We start from the raw sequence: 14,042 nt of genomic DNA, 5'->3' as shown, positions 1-14,042 counted from the left end.
GGCTTCCGTCGATCTTCTGGTTCGACGTTTGTCGATATCGCCGACTCCTGGAGCCTGCACCACAGCATCGACCGATGTCAATATCGACACATGTCGAATCTGAGTGCGGTCGAGCTGCCCCTCCTCAGCGAGCCCGTCGCGCCCTGCTGTCCCCCGCTGAACGAACGGCCGCTGAGCACGGAGGAGGCCGAGCGGACGTCGAAGATGTTCAAGGCGCTCGGCGACCCGGTGCGGCTGCGACTGTTCTCGCTGGTCGCCTCCCACGCGGGCGGGGAAGCCTTCGTGTGCGACATCTCCGACGTCGGGGTCTCCCAGCCGACCGTCTCCCACCACCTGAAGAAGCTCAGGGACGCGGGCCTGCTTTCCTCCGAGCGGCGCGGCACCTGGGTCTACTACCGGGTCGAACCCGCCGTCCTCGCAGCGATGGGCGCCCTGCTGACCAGCGCGGCCACGAAGGGGGCGTGACGCGGATGCGAGTCGCGCCGCTGCTTGCGGAACACGCGGACGAGGTCCTGGCGATCTACCAGGCCGGGATCGACGAGGGCAACGCCACCTTCGAGACCGCCGCGCCCACGTGGACGGTCTTCGACGCGTCCAAGCTGCCCGAGCACCGCTTCGCCGCCATCGGCGAGGACGGCAAGGTCCTGGGCTGGGTCGCCGCCAGTGCGGTCTCCGACCGGTGCGCGTACGCCGGGGTGGTCGAGCATTCCGTCTACGTCCACCCTGGCGCTCGCGGGCGAGGGATCGCCCGCGCCTTGCTGGATGAGCTGATCGCGTCCACGGAAGGGGCGGGCATCTGGACGATCCAGTCCGGCATCTTCCCCGAGAACACCGCCAGCCTCGCCCTCCACCAGCGCGCCGGCTTCCGGATCATCGGCACCCGTGAGCGCATCGGGCGTCACCACGGCGCGTGGCGGGACGTGGTCCTGCTGGAGCGTCGCAGCCCGGCCATCGCCTGACGAAGGGGGCAGGGGCCGGCCTGCGGCGGAGGGTCAGTAGGAGCGCGGAGACATGACCTGCGGCTCCGCGCCGGTCGGCTCCAAGAAGCAGCGAGGGACACCGGGACCGGGTGTCGCCCGTACCGCGACCTGCGTCGGCGGGTCCGTCGGAAGCTCGACGTGCACGGTCACGGGGTGGTCGTCATGTGTGGTGGCATACCCGGTCGCTTTGCCGTCGACGAGCACTTCCACCCCGGCGGTGTGGCCGGTCTGGACGGTGGCGCTGACCGAGTGCCCCACGTGGTCGATGTGGAAATGATGCCGTTGCTCATGAGGTCGCCTCCGGCTCATGCACCTGCATCGCCGCTCCTGTATCCAGCGTAGGCACGTGACCTGATGTCCCGGTAGCCAAGCCGCTCTCGGTTACGCCGAAGCGGCGGCCAGGAGGGCGGCGATCTCGCGGGCGGCGTCACGCGCCGGGCGGCCGACGCCGATGAGGGTGGCGGAGGCGGGGCCGGTCCAATCCCCGTAGCCGAGAAGGTGCAGACGGGGCTCGCCGACAGCTCGGGTGCCCTCGGTGGGGATGTGCCCACGGGTCACCCGCAGGCCGAGGGGCGCGAGGTGGGAAAGGGCGGGACGGAAGCCGGTGCACCAGATGATCGCGTCGGCCTCGGCGCGGTTGCCGTCGGCCCATTCGACGCCGCCCGGGGTGAGGCGGGTGAACATCGGCTGGGCCTTGAGGAGGCCCGCGTCGCGGGCCTCTCGTACGGGCGGGACGGCGACGATGTCGCCGAGCGAGGCGACACCGCCGGTGTCGGTGCGGCCCTCGTCGAGGGCGCGTCGGCGGGCGGTGGCGTGGTCGAAGAGCGCCCGGCCGTCGATGTCGTCTGCGAGGTACCGGGGTTCGCGCTGGGTCACCCAGGTCAGCTCAGTGGAGTGGGCGAGGTCGGCGGCGATCTGGGCGCCGGAATTTCCTCCTCCGACGACGATCACGCGTCGCCCGGTGAACTCGCCGGGGCTGCGGTAGTTCACCGTGTGGAGCTGGGTGCCGGTGAAGTCTGCGCGACCCGGGACCGCCGGGATGAAGGGACGCCACCAGGTACCCGTGGCGCTGATGACCGCACGGGCCTGCCAGCCGCCGGTGTCGGTCACCACCCGCAGGAACTCGCCGTCCCGGTGGACTGCTTCGACGTGGACACCGCGCTGGACGGGGAGCTCGTACCGCTTCTCGTAGTCGGCAAGGTACGAGACCACGTGCCCGGCGTCGGGGTAGACCTCGCCCGGCTGCGGCGGCATGAAGCGGCCGGGCAGAGAAGAGAAGGCTGCCGGGGAGAACAGATGCAGGGAGTCCCAGGCGTGCTGCCAGGCACCGCCCGGTGCCACCTGGGCGTCGAGGATGACGTGCTCGACGCCCAGACGGCGCAGGTGGTAGCCGGCGGCGAGCCCGGACTGGCCGCTGCCGATCACCACCACATCCGCCCGCCGGGTCATGCGGCAGGCGTCCCGCTGTCGCTCTTGCCTCGCATGAAGATGACGGCCACGAGGGCCAGGCCGACGACCGCCCCGACGAGCTGCATGCCGATGAAGCCGAGTACGGAGGCGGGAGCGATGCCGGCGAAGGTGTCGGTGAAGGCGCGGCCGATGGTGACGGCGGGGTTCGCGAAGGAGGTCGAGGACGTGAACCAGTACGCGGCGCCGATGTACGACGCCACCGCCACGGGGGCGAAGCGCAGCCGGTCCGTCTTGGCCAGGCCGAAGATCAGCAGGATCAGGCCGGCGGTGGCGACGACCTCGCCGAGGAGCAGGTTGCCGTCGGAACGGTCGTGCGTGGACCACTGCACCAGCGGCTCGCCGAACATCGCGTCCGCCAGGATCGCGCCCGCGATGGCACCGACGACCTGCGAGGGGACGTACACAGCGAGCTCGCGCGCTGTGACGCCGACACCGCCACGCCGGGCGGTCCACCACTCGGCCAGCGTCACGGCCGGGTTGAAGTGCGCGCCCGAGACCGGGCCGAGCAGCGCGATCAGCACCCCGAGCCCGAAAACCGTGGCGGTCGAATTGGCCAGCAGTCGGAGGGCGACATCCTGGGTCAGCTCGGTGGCCTGAATGCCGGATCCGACCACGACCGCCACCAGGGCGGCGGTACCGACGAGCTCGGCGGCGGCACGGGCGATCAGCGGGGTGCGGGGCGGGGTCGCGCCGGGCGCGGGCTGCGGAGCGGTGTCGGCGGCTATCGCGTCGCTCGCGGCGGGCTCGGTGGCGGTCAAGGCAAGGTCTCCTCGGGCAGGTGAGGCAAAGCGCGGAAGGCTAAGGGCAGGACCGCTTGAGGTTCGCTTCGGCGGTGGCACGCGCGGTCTGGGCGAGGTCGGCGAACTGACCGGCGAGGGCTTCGATGACTTCCGGGCGCAGACGGTAGTAGATGTACCTCCCGCAGGGCTCCGTATCGACGACCCCTGCCTCACGGAGCACCTTCAGGTGGTTGGAGAGGTTGGTCTGCTTGGCACCCGTCTCCTCAACGAGGTGGGTGGTGCAGAGCGTCTCCTTGGCGAGGAGGGTCACGATCCGGAGCCTGAGCGGGTCGGCCAGAACCCGGATCAGATCAGTGTCGACTGACGTCATCATGGACTGATACTGTCACATCAGTTGGGGCTGACACCAGTCCGAGCTGACCCTATTGGCTCCTTTGAACGGGAACGCCATGTCCACGCCCTCCTCACCCCGCCTGCCGGACGAACGCCTGGCCGCAGGGGCTGCCCGCCTCGCATCCCGGTACGCCGGACACTTCGGCCCGGAGACCGTCCTCGGCCTCCTCGCCGACTCCTACGCCCGGCTCGCCGAGCACGCCCGCATCCGTACGCACCTGATCGTGCTCGCGGAACGGCTGACCGCCGAGCGCCTCGACGCCCTCGCCCACACCCACGGCATCGCGGGCGACGCGCGGACACGGGTGCTGTTCGTGTGCAGCCACAACGCCGGCCGCTCCCAGATGGCCGCCGCCCTCCTCGCCCACCGAGCAGGCGAGCGCTTCACCGTCTCCTCGGCGGGAACCCACCCCGCCGCCGACGTGGAGCCGCACATCGCCCAGGCCCTGACCGAGGCCGGCGTGGAAATGGCCGACCCCTACCCCAAGCCGCTGACCGAGGAAGTCGTCCAAGCCGCCGACGTCGTCATCACGATGGGCTGCGGCGACGCCTGCCCCGTCGTGCCCGGCCGCCGCTACCTCGACTGGCCGGTCCCCGACCCCGAAGGCGCACCGATCACCGTCGTCCGCGACATCCGCGACGCCATCGACGCCCACATCGCCGACCTGCTCACCGAGCTCGGCGCCTGAAACCGCCAATCCCCGCAGTTGTCTGACCCCCAAGGAAGAACGATGTCCTCCACCCCTGCCGCATCCGTCCTCTTCGTCTGCATCCACAACGCCGGCCGCTCCCAGATGGCGGCGGGGTTCCTGCGCCACCTCGCCGGGGACCGCGTCGAGGTCCGCTCCGCAGGTTCCATGCCCGGTGACCAGATCAACCCGTCCGCTGTCGCCGCCATGGCCGAGCTGGGCATCGATATCTCCGACCAAAAGCCCAAGGTCCTCACCCCCGAGGCCGCCCAGGCGTCCGACTACATCATCACCATGGGCTGCGGGGACGCCTGCCCGTACTTCCCTGGCAAGACCTACCTCGACTGGCAGCTCGAGGACCCGGCCGGCCAGGGCGTAGAGGCCGTCCGCCCCATCCGCGACGAGATCAAGGGCCTCATCGAGGGTCTCATCGCCGAGATCGACGCGAAGAAGCAGGACTGATCCCGTGACCGACGCGACCGCTCCCGACGACGGCATACGCAACGTCATCATCATCGGCTCCGGCCCCGCCGGCTACACCGCCGCCCTCTACACCGCCCGCGCCCAGTTGAAGCCCCTGCTGTTCGGCAGCTCCATCTTCGTCGGCGGGTCGCTGACCACCACGACCGAAGTCGAGAACTTCCCCGGCTTCCCCGACGGGGTCGACGGCCCCGACCTCATGGCGAACATGCGCGCCCAGGCCGAGAAGTTCGGCGCCGAGATGATCGACGACGACATCATCTCCGTCGACCTCACCGGCACCATCAAGGAAGTCACCGACTCCGAGGGCACCGTCCACCGCGCCAAGACGGTGATCGTGGCGACCGGGTCCGGCTACCGCAAGCTCGGCCTGCCCAAGGAGGAAGAGCTGTCCGGTCGCGGGGTGTCCTGGTGCGCGACCTGCGACGGGTTCTTCTTCCGCGACCGCGACATCGTCGTGGTCGGCGGCGGCGACACCGCCATGGAGGAGGCCACCTTCCTCACCCGCTTCGCCAAGTCCGTCACCGTCGTCCACCGCCGTTCCACCCTGCGCGCCTCCAAGGTCATGCAGAACCGCGCCTTCACCGACGACAAGATCTCGTTCGCCTTCGACAGCGAGATTGCCGAGATCAAGGAGGCGAACGGCATGCTCTCGGGTGTCGTCCTCCGCGACACCTTCACGGGCAAGCTCCGCGACCTGGACGTCACCGGCCTGTTCATCGCGATCGGGCACGACCCGCGCACCGAGCTGTTCACCGGCCAGCTCGACCTCGACGACGAGGGCTACATCACCGTCGAGTCTCCGTCCACGCGGACGAACATCCCCGGCGTCTTCGCCGCCGGCGACGTCGTCGACCACACCTACCGGCAGGCCATCACCGCAGCCGGCACCGGCTGTGCGGCAGCACTGGACGCCGAGCGGTACCTCGCCGCCCTGCGCACGCAGGACGAGCCGATGGCCGCAGCCGTCTGACTCGAGCAGACTGGTGGGGCCCACTCGACGAGCGGGCCCCGGTCGGCATGCTCCGCACCGGCCGGCTCTCGGCCGGAGTCAACGTCCGAGCGGAGGCGTTGGCGATGGCGCAGTAGGCGAGCGCCCCGAAAGAGGAAAGCCGATCGCCCCGCGCACGTCGGCACTCGAGGCGAGTACGGCCACGACGACGCCCACCACGAGTTCGGGCGGCGGCACCTGCTGATGCGACAACGGCGTCGCTCTCACCCTGCAACCACTGGTCCTGAGGCAGGAAGAGCACTACAGGCGAGCGACTGCAAATCCGATGAATAACCAGTACGGCCCGCCCGGTCTTCGTCCGGGCCCGTTGCCGGATAAGTCTCGGCGTCGGCGAACTACTCGGAGGTGGGTACGAGAGCGCCGGCAATGGCCTCCCCCATCCGTCCCCAGACCCGGCCCGACCGCATCCCTCAGCCCACAAGCGCACTACAGGAAGCGATGGCAACCATCACCACCACGAGGAGGCCGACGAACAGTCCGATGGCAGGCCAATCAGGTCCCCCCGTCTCAGGCCGCTGCACCGTCATGCCCGCCATGAGCCCGCACCTACGGCAGAAATGAGGGCCAGGCCCCCACACGCGGCCCTGGCTACCGCAACGGTCGCAGCGCACAGAGCGCCCTTGGTCTGTCATGAGCGCGAAGCGTAGTGGGATTCGCAGGCCACAGGCCGACAGTACGACTGCCTGCCGAGAAGTCACGGCAGTCAGCATCGAGATCAACACTGCGGTATCCCTCCCAGTTGTGAGCGGGGATGGCAGACTGCGGCCCATGTCTCATGACGCGTTCAGGTCCACGGCACCTCGTGCGCTGCGTGATCCCGACCAGCTGCGTGCCCGGCTGGATGCAGTGCGGACCGATCCCGTGGTGCGCCCGTTGAACGACTGGGTGGAGAACCTGCGCGCTCGGCTAGGGGACGGCGAGTCCGTGCCGTGGTTCGACCCCGCTTCCGCCGGCGTGGGGGCCCGGAGTCTGTTCCTGCTGGAAGCCCCGGGCCAGAAGTCCATGGGAGCGGAAGCAGGGCTGCGGCGCGCCGGCAGCGGCATCATCTCCATCGACAACGACGACATGACCGCCCAGAACTGCTGGACGCTGCGCGCCGAGGCCGGCCTGCCGTACCAGGAGTCACTGCACTGGAACGTGGTGCCGTGGTACCTCGGCACTGCTGACCGCATCGCCGCCCCGGGGAAGACCGAGATCGAGCGTGCAGCGCCCTTCCTCCACGAGGTGATGGCCATGCTGACCTCGCTGGAGGTCGTCGTTCCCATGGGACGCAAGGCCCAAGCCGGATGGGCTGCCTACCAGAAACGCTACGCGCCGAAGGTACACACCCTTCCCACCTGGCACCCCAGCCCCCGGGTCTTCGCTTCGCGGCCCGCAGCGCGCCAGGAGATCCTGGAGGTCCTTCAGGAAGCGGCACACCTGCTGCGTGCAGCGTGACAACGACAAGGCCGCCGACAGCAGATGTGGACCAACGGTCCTTGCCTTCCCTCCCCTGGCACGTCAGGCCTGATCGTTCACGCCCCGCCAGGGATCAATCACCTCACTGCCTGCCGGAGCGCCCGCAACCCCGGTACACGGCTGAGTCGGCCCTCGCGATGTAGTTCGACGCGACTACGGGCGGCACTTCCCACAGGCATTCATCCCTGCCTGAAGTGCCTCGTACAGAGTGATCTTCTCGTGGCCCCCGGGCAAACACCTCGGGTACTGGCCACCGGGCTCGTCGCGGTGGTACGCGGTGCCCCTCTTGCCGGGGCCGCTGTTCGACGTCCACCCATAGGAGACGGTGACGGTCCTATCGAGCCGCGCGAGCTCGCGATCGAGACCGCGAGCTCGGCGCATAGTTCGCGCCGATGTGCGGCGATCCGTTCACGTACGCGTTCCACGGTTTCCATGTGGTCCCGTCCCCCATCACCATGATCTGACGATCCGGTCGCGAACAGCCGCTCCCGGGCAGGGCTGCCATCCATACCCGGTCGTCCGACGTGGACGGGAGGGCGGAAGGCTGCTTCACGCCACCGCGCAAATGGCCGCGCCCGTTGCCATATTCCGACGGCCGTCCGGTCATGTAGTCGCAGACCACCGCCAACAGGAACCGGCGAACAGAACAATGGCGGGCCAATCAGGGCCTCTGACGCACCGCGCCAAACCCCCGGAGGCGCCTGCGGACTGACACACGCCGCAGCCCACCACCGGCCTGACCGCCTCGGCCCGGTACTCGCGGTGAGCGCGGCTGGGCCTCACGCCCAGAGGGCCTCGGCGAGGGCCACTCCCAGGAAGACCGCGCCAAGGCCGACGACCACGCTGACGATCACGTTGACGGCCGCGTAGAGTTTCGCGCCGTCCTCGACCAGCCGCAGCGTCTCGTACGAGAACGTCGAGTACGTGGTCAGCGCCCCGCACAGGCCTGTCCCGATCAGCAGTTGCACCTGCGAGGGCGCCGCCCCGGCGGTCACCGCCCCGGTGACCAGACCCAGCAGCAGGCAGCCGAACACGTTCACGGTGAAGGTGCCCCAGGGGAAGACGGTGTCGTGCCGTCTCTGCACCGCCCGGTCGGTCAAGAACCGCAGCGGGGCACCGACCGCCGCACCGAGGACCACCAGCAGCCAGTTCACTTGGCCTTCTCCCGGCCCACGTACCGGATGACCTCGCAGTCGTCGAGGATCACCAGCCCCTCGTCCACCAGCTCATCGAGCTCCGGCAGGAACGCACGGATCTTGTCCTCGGCATCAACGATGACGACCGCCACCGGCAGGTCCTCGCTCAGCGACAGCAGCCGCTGCGTGTGGATCAGCGACGAGGCCCCGAAGCCCTCGATCCCCCGGAACACGCTCGCGCCCGCGAGCCCGGTTTTACGCGCCCGGTGCACGATCTCCGTGTACACCGGCTTGTGGTGCCACAGATCGGTCTCCCCGACGAAGATCGTCACTCGCAGGGCCCTGCCCGTCAGCCTGGTCATCGCTGCCTCCATGCCAGTACGCGGCGGGTCACCCACACCGCGGTCCACACCGCCACCAGCGCCGCGACGACCGTCAGGACCAGGTACGCCAGCCCCGTACGGGCCTGTCCTCCGACCGCCAGCTTCTGGATGTCCACCGCGTACGTCGAGAACGTCGTGAAACCGCCCAGCACACCGGTGCCGAAGAACGGCCGCACCAGCCGGTGTGCCGACCACAGATCCGTGATCACGACCATGAATACGCCGATCACCGCGCATCCGACGGCATTGACGGCCAGAGTCGTCCACGGAAAGCCGCCCGCCACGGTCGGCCATATCAGCGAGGCCCCGTACCGGGCCGACGCCCCGATCGCACCTCCGAGCGCCACCACCGCGACGACCGGCACCAGTTCCCGGGCCAGGTCACGTCTGCGCCCGCCGGCGGACAGATCGACATCAGGGACGGCGGGTTCGCCTGCCAGCCTGGACGAAGGAACTCCCATGGATACGCATCTCCTACCTGCAGGGCACCCGCAACCCGGGCACAGACCATCGCAAGTAGGGACCGTTGGCGGCGCGGATGCCGCGGTTCGGGTACGGCGGGCCCCACCGCCACGCGGCAACCCCACGAGACCACCGCTCCCACCAGACTAGCGGCCGACCCTCTCCGCTCGCCAAAGCCGGTCACCGACAACGCGCGATTGCTCGTGCGACGCAGCGGTCCGGTTCCACCTGTCCGACCCACGGACGCACCGAGATCCAGGGCAACTGCCGCCTTCGCCGAGACACCAGGCACGGGCGTGCCCCATCCGTGCCCTTCAGGGCGGCGAACAACGGTCGACAGAGGTCTGGAAAGACTCCCGCCACAGTCCTTACAGCCGACCGTATCCCCAGGTCAGAAGCCATATCGACACCCGTGGCGTCATTGATTCCCAAGCTTATAGCGCGGGTTCGATTCCCGTCATTCGCTCTTCCGCGAAGGCCCAGGTCAGAGACCTGGGCCTTCGTCGTTGTCCAGACCGACTCGGAAGCCGCGCACCACCTGTGCACCACCTCCCGCCCGACACTGAACGGCATCTCGCCCCGCGCGCCACCCGAGATGTCCGGCCAGACATCGCCCGCATCGGCCAGCGCCTCGCCTGACTCGCACGGGAAGCCGTGCCATAACGTGCCAGTAGGGGCGGTGAACAGCGGTCAGCAAAAAGGGCCGACGAGGCGGCCAGATCCGAGCAGGAAGGGATTGTTTCCGCAGGTCAGGGCATACACGCACCCCAGGGCCGATGGGAGCGCATTGCGGCCACCGTGTGCAGCGGGCTCGAACGGCGCTACGGCTTGATGTTCTGGTTCACATGGAACAGATTGCCAGGGTCGTACACCTTCTTGACCTCGACAAGGCGTTCGTAGTTGCCACGGTAGTTGGCCCTGATCCGGTCCTGGTCGTCTTCGGCCATGAAGTTGATGTACCCGCCCTCCTCCGAGTGCGGGGCGGTCGCCTGGTAGTAGTCGCGCACCCAGGCGATGTTGGCCTCGTTGTCGGCGGGGTCCGGCCACATTCCGGCGATGACGGTAGCGAACGTGGCGTTCCGGTAGGCGAAGGCCGTCGCGTCCGATGCCACGCGGTGGCAGGCGCCGTTGATCGGGTAGATGTGCACGGTCGAGCTGACGGCGGGTAGCCGAGGCCCGTACTCAAGATGCGCCGTGATCGCCGCGTCACTCAGCTCGGTGACGAAGTTGGCCTTCCAGTAGTGCTGCAGGCCGGGTGGTACCAGCGCGTCGAACGCGCTGTTGAGCGCCGGATACGGCATCGGGCCGACGTGCTCGGCGACCACCGGCGCGATGTCGCGGAACCGCTGGACCGCGCGCTCTCCCTCGTCCATCGGTCCGGCCCAGCACGCCACGATCAGGATGAAGGTGTCGCCGTGCCGGTTCTCTGGGATGAAGGGCAGTGGAGGGGCGATCTGGAAGGCGGGGAACCCGCCTAGTTCCTCCGGGGCGTCGGCGATGAGTTCACGGAACGCGCGCAGAACCGTGCCGGCGTCCTCCAACTCGTAGAGGAGGGGCCCACCGTAGATGTCCTTGACCGGACTGAGCTGGAACTCGAACGAGGTCACCGCGCCGAAGTTGCCGCCGCCACCCCGGATGGCCCAGAACAGGTCGTCGTGTTCCTTCTCGCTCGCCACGAGGAGCGTGCCGTCCGCGGTCACCACATCGGCCGAGATCAGGTTGTCGCAGCTCAGACCCAGGCCGCGGGCGAGATAGCCGATGCCGCCACCGAGGGTGAGCCCCGCGACACCGGTCGTGGAGATGATCCCGCCCGTGGTCGCCAGACCGAACGCGTGCGCCGCCGCGTTGAAGTCGCCCCAGGTCGCTCCGCCATCCACACGCGCGGTCCGCCGCTCGGGATCAACGCGCACGCCTCGCATACCGGACAGGTCGGCGACCACGCCGTCGTCGCAGGTCCCGAAGCCGGGCACGCTGTGCCCACCGCCACGCACCGCGAGATCCAGCGCGTTGTCCCTCGCGAAGCCGACCGTGGCCATGACATCGCCCGCGTTGACGCAGTGCACGACCGCAGCCGGGCGCCGGTCGACCATGGCGTTGTAGACCTTGCGTGCCTCGTCATAGCCGTCGCTGTCAGGGGTGACCACTGCCCCCCGTACTCGTTCCCGCAGCTGTTCGATCGATGAGTTGCCCATAGTCACTCCTCGCGCGTCACTCCTCGCGCGTCATTGCCGCGTGATCCGGAGGGCACGGCCCCACGCACCGGTCGGCCTTCACTCCCGGCCAAGCCGTGCGCCCCATTTGCCTCTCGGGCTGATCTGATTCCACGCTACGCCGCTGAGACGGAGGCTCAACTCGGCGGCTCGGGAGGTGGCGGAGGACATCTGGGGCGGCGGCACCCAGGCGCCGGCCCTGCTCCCCGGCCGTGACACCGCTCCAACCCGGCGTGCCCCAACCGTGCCCTTCAGAGCGGTGAACAACGGTCACCGCTGGCGCCAGGCGCACCCTCGGAAACCGACCCCGGCGGGCGAAGTGGCAGGTCAGCGCCTTACACGGCGCTATGGCGTCGTTGATTCCCAAGCCTATAGAGCGGGTTCGATTCCCGTCATCCGCTCCACGTCGAAGCCCCAGGTCACCGACCTGGGGCTTCGACGTTGTCCACGCCTTCCTGGCACCGCGCACCACCCCCGCACCGCCTGCCCTTCTCGCGTCGGAGCAAGTGCGGCGGCGGGACGACCAGGACCACGGCCAGAAGGCGCGGCCTCATCCGCGGGAGAGCCTGGGTCTCGAACCACCCGCCGGAGGCGAGCACGTGACGACGAGCCGTACCGGGGGCGGGGTCGCCGAGTTCGGACGGGTCGATGCCGAGGTCACCGGGCAGCCCCGCCGGCGGTACGGAGGCCGGCCTCGGTGGCGGCGGCGTTGCGGATGCGGCTGATCTCGGCGGCGATGTCCCGGGCCTCGCCGAGGTCGGTGACCTCTCCGGCGCGGGCCTCCAGCACGTGGAGTCGAGCGGCGGTCTCCGGGTGCCGGGCAGTGGCCACCTCGACGGCCCACGCCTCCGTGAAGGTGCGGAGGGGGATGGCGGAAACCTCGGCGCGTGCGCGGGCGGTGCTGGCCGCGCGGTCGCGGTCGAAGTCGGCAAGCAGGTGCGGGGCCACCTGGGCGAGGGCGGCGCGGATCGCCTCGGGCTGAGCGGGCGGCTGCGGGACAGTGGACGGCTGGGGCGCGGTGCTCATGCGGCTTCGGTCCTCTCCTCCTCGCCAAGTTCGCCCGCACGGTAGGCGTTGGCAAGGGTGGTGACGTGCTGGCGGGACCAGCCGACGCGGCGGCCTGCCGCAGCTTTCTGCCCATAGCGGTCGGCGGAGCCGATCCGGCCCACCGTGCGATTGAGGTGCGCCTGCGCCCGCGCAAGGGCCTGCTCGGCCCGGCGGACGGCCTTGAGGGCGTCGTCCAGATCGGCCTTCTCGTCGTCGGTCAGGGTTCACTGGCGGCTCGCACAACCCGAGCGTAAACCGTCACCATGACGTGACGCTATGGGACTCTCCCGCTGGAGGACCGAGCCGGGAGAAGCGACGCACCATGCACATGGGTGGAAGCCGAACCCTGAAGCGCACGGGCGCCGGGCGTCCAGGGGTTACCTCACGGCAGACAGGAGCCGCGCGAACGCCGCCGGCCGTGCCACAACGTGCCGGCAGAGGCGGTAAACAGCGGCCAACAGAGGGGCCGACAGGCCCGCTCCTACGCGACTCCCGGCCATCATCTCAGCAGGTCAGAGGCTATGCAGGCCCTTGAGTGCCGGGTGATTCCCCGACCCGACAGCGGAGCTCCAGGTCCAGCTCTTCGACGGGGCGGGGATCGCGCCGCGGGACGTCACCCCGTGGAACGCCTACCCCTGGTACATCAACCGCTCGCCGAAGGCGGCCGAGCTCCAGGCCGGCGTCGAGGTCCTCAAGCAGTTGCTGGGGCTGATGCCGAAGGTCGAGGTCGTGCTCCTGCAGGGCAGCGAAGCCCAGGACGCGTGGCGCCGCCTGCTCAAGACGCACCCCGGAGCGGTCCGTGAACGCAGTCTGAAGGTCGTCGGCACGTACCACCCGGGACGGCAGGCTCTCTTCACGCCGAACCCGGAGAAACGCGCCCGCCGCGCACGGCACAGAGTCGACTCCTGCCAGAGGGTCGGTGACGTGCTCCGTGGAGTGGGCGGGTCGTCAGGCGTTGGCGGGTGGTCGTCCCGGTCAGGCCGGCGCTTCTCGGCCGGGTCCGGGGGGCGGTACGGGGGCGATGAGGATCTCGGCGGCCGAGGTGGTGTTGTCGGCGTTGACGGCGCGGGCCATGGCGGTGCGGGCGGCGTCGGGTGTGGTGCCGGGGGGCACCACCAGAAGGGCGAAGTGGTCCTTGTCGCCGCGGGTGATGAGGACCGTGTCGTCCCCGACGGGGTCGGAGTCGAGGTGGACGACGCGGCCGTCGACGACCAGTCGGGTGGGCAGGCCGTTCCAGGCGGAGGCGTCCAGACCTACCCGGGTTATGGGGCCGAGGTGCTCGGTGAGGACGCCGATCAGCGCGGGGAGCTCGCCCAGGACGTCACGTGAACGCGGCCACCACGCACCGTCGAGGACCCCCTCACGGGAACCGGTGGTCTCCAGCCGCAGCAGGGCGGTGCCGGGCCGGACCGCAGTGTGGACCGCGTCCGGCAGGACCATCGGGGGCGCGGGCACCGGAGGCCCGTGCGGTGTGTCGGCGTCAGCCATATCGGTCCGCCCGTCCACGGGTGCGGCCGCCCTCGGGCGGTGCCTGAAGGTGCACCGGCGCGCGGGCGCGGCGCTGCCGTGCTTCCACGGTACT

At 69.6% G+C, this 14,042-nt stretch carries 16 protein-coding genes and 1 pseudogene; 6 read left to right on the top strand and 11 right to left on the bottom strand.

Going from position 1 to position 14,042, the window contains the following annotated elements:
• The first annotated feature begins 90 nt into the window (after nucleotides 1–90).
• Nucleotides 91–465, top strand: a complete 375-nt coding sequence (locus ACIPXB_RS06185) for an ArsR/SmtB family transcription factor (RefSeq protein WP_401445156.1) — start codon at nucleotides 91–93, stop codon at nucleotides 463–465.
• Between the two features lie 5 nt (nucleotides 466–470).
• Nucleotides 471–959 carry a GNAT family N-acetyltransferase gene (locus ACIPXB_RS06180; RefSeq protein WP_401445832.1) on the top strand — a complete coding sequence of 163 codons (489 nt, stop codon included), beginning with the start codon at nucleotides 471–473 and terminating at the stop codon, nucleotides 957–959.
• Between the two features lie 33 nt (nucleotides 960–992).
• Here ACIPXB_RS06180 and ACIPXB_RS06175 read toward each other — a convergent pair whose 3' ends face one another.
• The 4 genes from ACIPXB_RS06175 to ACIPXB_RS06160 form a co-directional block, all read right to left on the bottom strand.
• Nucleotides 993–1,238: a hypothetical protein gene (locus tag ACIPXB_RS06175; RefSeq protein ID WP_401445155.1), complete on the bottom strand. Its 246-nt coding sequence runs from the start codon at nucleotides 1,236–1,238 to the stop codon at nucleotides 993–995.
• 123 nt (nucleotides 1,239–1,361) lie between these two features.
• Nucleotides 1,362–2,429, bottom strand: coding sequence for an ArsO family NAD(P)H-dependent flavin-containing monooxygenase (locus tag ACIPXB_RS06170; RefSeq protein WP_401445153.1), 1,068 nt, complete (start codon nucleotides 2,427–2,429; stop codon nucleotides 1,362–1,364).
• Nucleotides 2,426–3,208, bottom strand: a complete 783-nt coding sequence (locus ACIPXB_RS06165; RefSeq protein ID WP_401445151.1) for an aquaporin — start codon at nucleotides 3,206–3,208, stop codon at nucleotides 2,426–2,428. Before ACIPXB_RS06165 ends, ACIPXB_RS06170 begins: the two co-directional genes overlap by 4 nt.
• A 40-nt stretch (nucleotides 3,209–3,248) precedes the next feature.
• On the bottom strand, nucleotides 3,249–3,563 hold the full coding sequence (locus ACIPXB_RS06160) for an ArsR/SmtB family transcription factor (RefSeq protein WP_401445150.1): 315 nt from the start codon (nucleotides 3,561–3,563) through the stop codon (nucleotides 3,249–3,251).
• Nucleotides 3,564–3,639: 76 nt separating this feature from the next.
• On the opposite strand from ACIPXB_RS06160, the gene ACIPXB_RS06155 reads away from it, so the two are divergent.
• The 3 genes from ACIPXB_RS06155 to trxB are packed head-to-tail and all read left to right on the top strand — an operon-like array spanning nucleotide 3,640 to nucleotide 5,725.
• Complete coding sequence (locus ACIPXB_RS06155; RefSeq protein WP_401445148.1) at nucleotides 3,640–4,272, top strand: low molecular weight phosphatase family protein; 633 nt, start codon at nucleotides 3,640–3,642, stop codon at nucleotides 4,270–4,272.
• A 42-nt stretch (nucleotides 4,273–4,314) separates the two neighbouring features.
• A complete protein-coding gene (locus ACIPXB_RS06150; RefSeq protein ID WP_401445145.1) occupies nucleotides 4,315–4,734 on the top strand; it encodes an arsenate reductase ArsC in 420 nt (139 codons plus the stop codon).
• Nucleotides 4,735–4,738: 4 nt separating this feature from the next.
• Nucleotides 4,739–5,725 carry a thioredoxin-disulfide reductase gene (gene trxB / locus ACIPXB_RS06145; protein WP_401445143.1) on the top strand — a complete coding sequence of 329 codons (987 nt, stop codon included), beginning with the start codon at nucleotides 4,739–4,741 and terminating at the stop codon, nucleotides 5,723–5,725.
• 43 nt (nucleotides 5,726–5,768) lie between these two features.
• Here trxB and ACIPXB_RS06140 read toward each other — a convergent pair.
• Nucleotides 5,769–5,929: pseudogene (locus ACIPXB_RS06140) on the bottom strand (amino acid permease); the annotation flags it as partial.
• A 603-nt stretch (nucleotides 5,930–6,532) separates the two neighbouring features.
• Between ACIPXB_RS06140 and ACIPXB_RS06135 the strand changes: the two are divergent.
• Entirely contained in the window at nucleotides 6,533–7,201 is a 669-nt protein-coding gene (locus ACIPXB_RS06135; RefSeq protein ID WP_401445141.1) for a uracil-DNA glycosylase, read from the top strand.
• 800 nt (nucleotides 7,202–8,001) lie between these two features.
• Here ACIPXB_RS06135 and crcB (ACIPXB_RS06130) read toward each other — a convergent pair.
• The 6 genes from crcB (ACIPXB_RS06130) to ACIPXB_RS06105 form a co-directional block, all read right to left on the bottom strand.
• Nucleotides 8,002–8,376 carry a fluoride efflux transporter CrcB gene (gene crcB, locus ACIPXB_RS06130; RefSeq protein WP_401445138.1) on the bottom strand — a complete coding sequence of 125 codons (375 nt, stop codon included), beginning with the start codon at nucleotides 8,374–8,376 and terminating at the stop codon, nucleotides 8,002–8,004.
• Nucleotides 8,373–8,720: a DUF190 domain-containing protein gene (locus ACIPXB_RS06125; RefSeq protein ID WP_401445136.1), complete on the bottom strand. Its 348-nt coding sequence runs from the start codon at nucleotides 8,718–8,720 to the stop codon at nucleotides 8,373–8,375. The genes crcB (ACIPXB_RS06130) and ACIPXB_RS06125 overlap by 4 nt, the downstream gene beginning before the upstream one ends.
• Entirely contained in the window at nucleotides 8,717–9,202 is a 486-nt protein-coding gene (gene crcB / locus ACIPXB_RS06120; RefSeq protein ID WP_401445134.1) for a fluoride efflux transporter CrcB, read from the bottom strand. Before crcB (ACIPXB_RS06120) ends, ACIPXB_RS06125 begins: the two co-directional genes overlap by 4 nt.
• An 822-nt stretch (nucleotides 9,203–10,024) precedes the next feature.
• Nucleotides 10,025–11,395: an FAD-binding oxidoreductase gene (locus ACIPXB_RS06115; protein WP_401445132.1), complete on the bottom strand. Its 1,371-nt coding sequence runs from the start codon at nucleotides 11,393–11,395 to the stop codon at nucleotides 10,025–10,027.
• A 675-nt stretch (nucleotides 11,396–12,070) separates the two neighbouring features.
• A complete protein-coding gene (locus ACIPXB_RS06110; RefSeq protein ID WP_401445130.1) occupies nucleotides 12,071–12,439 on the bottom strand; it encodes a hypothetical protein in 369 nt (122 codons plus the stop codon).
• Nucleotides 12,440–13,435: 996 nt separating this feature from the next.
• Entirely contained in the window at nucleotides 13,436–13,948 is a 513-nt protein-coding gene (locus ACIPXB_RS06105; protein ID WP_401445127.1) for a DUF5994 family protein, read from the bottom strand.
• Nucleotides 13,949–14,042 lie beyond the last annotated feature (94 nt).

The sequence above is a fragment of the Streptomyces sp. NPDC090022 genome, assembly GCF_044748145.1.
Taxonomy (GTDB): domain Bacteria; phylum Actinomycetota; class Actinomycetes; order Streptomycetales; family Streptomycetaceae; genus Streptomyces.
Note: the sequence above shows the minus strand (reverse complement) of the source record. Positions and strands in the feature narration are given on the sequence as shown.

What these genes read in the sequence shown, in the direction of transcription:
- ACIPXB_RS06185 (WP_401445156.1), top strand. Translation starts at nt 91, where the DNA reads ATGTCGAATCTGAGTGCGGTCGAGCTGCCCCTCCTCAGCGAGCCCGTC.
- ACIPXB_RS06180 (WP_401445832.1), top strand. Translation starts at nt 471, where the DNA reads ATGCGAGTCGCGCCGCTGCTTGCGGAACACGCGGACGAGGTCCTGGCG.
- ACIPXB_RS06170 (WP_401445153.1), bottom strand. Translation starts at nt 2,429, where the DNA reads ATGACCCGGCGGGCGGATGTGGTGGTGATCGGCAGCGGCCAGTCCGGG.
- ACIPXB_RS06160 (WP_401445150.1), bottom strand. Translation starts at nt 3,563, where the DNA reads ATGATGACGTCAGTCGACACTGATCTGATCCGGGTTCTGGCCGACCCG.
- ACIPXB_RS06155 (WP_401445148.1), top strand. Translation starts at nt 3,640, where the DNA reads ATGTCCACGCCCTCCTCACCCCGCCTGCCGGACGAACGCCTGGCCGCA.
- ACIPXB_RS06150 (WP_401445145.1), top strand. Translation starts at nt 4,315, where the DNA reads ATGTCCTCCACCCCTGCCGCATCCGTCCTCTTCGTCTGCATCCACAAC.
- ACIPXB_RS06135 (WP_401445141.1), top strand. Translation starts at nt 6,533, where the DNA reads ATGTCTCATGACGCGTTCAGGTCCACGGCACCTCGTGCGCTGCGTGAT.
- ACIPXB_RS06125 (WP_401445136.1), bottom strand. Translation starts at nt 8,720, where the DNA reads ATGACCAGGCTGACGGGCAGGGCCCTGCGAGTGACGATCTTCGTCGGG.
- crcB (WP_401445134.1), bottom strand. Translation starts at nt 9,202, where the DNA reads ATGGGAGTTCCTTCGTCCAGGCTGGCAGGCGAACCCGCCGTCCCTGAT.
- ACIPXB_RS06115 (WP_401445132.1), bottom strand. Translation starts at nt 11,395, where the DNA reads ATGGGCAACTCATCGATCGAACAGCTGCGGGAACGAGTACGGGGGGCA.
- ACIPXB_RS06110 (WP_401445130.1), bottom strand. Translation starts at nt 12,439, where the DNA reads ATGAGCACCGCGCCCCAGCCGTCCACTGTCCCGCAGCCGCCCGCTCAG.
- ACIPXB_RS06105 (WP_401445127.1), bottom strand. Translation starts at nt 13,948, where the DNA reads ATGGCTGACGCCGACACACCGCACGGGCCTCCGGTGCCCGCGCCCCCG.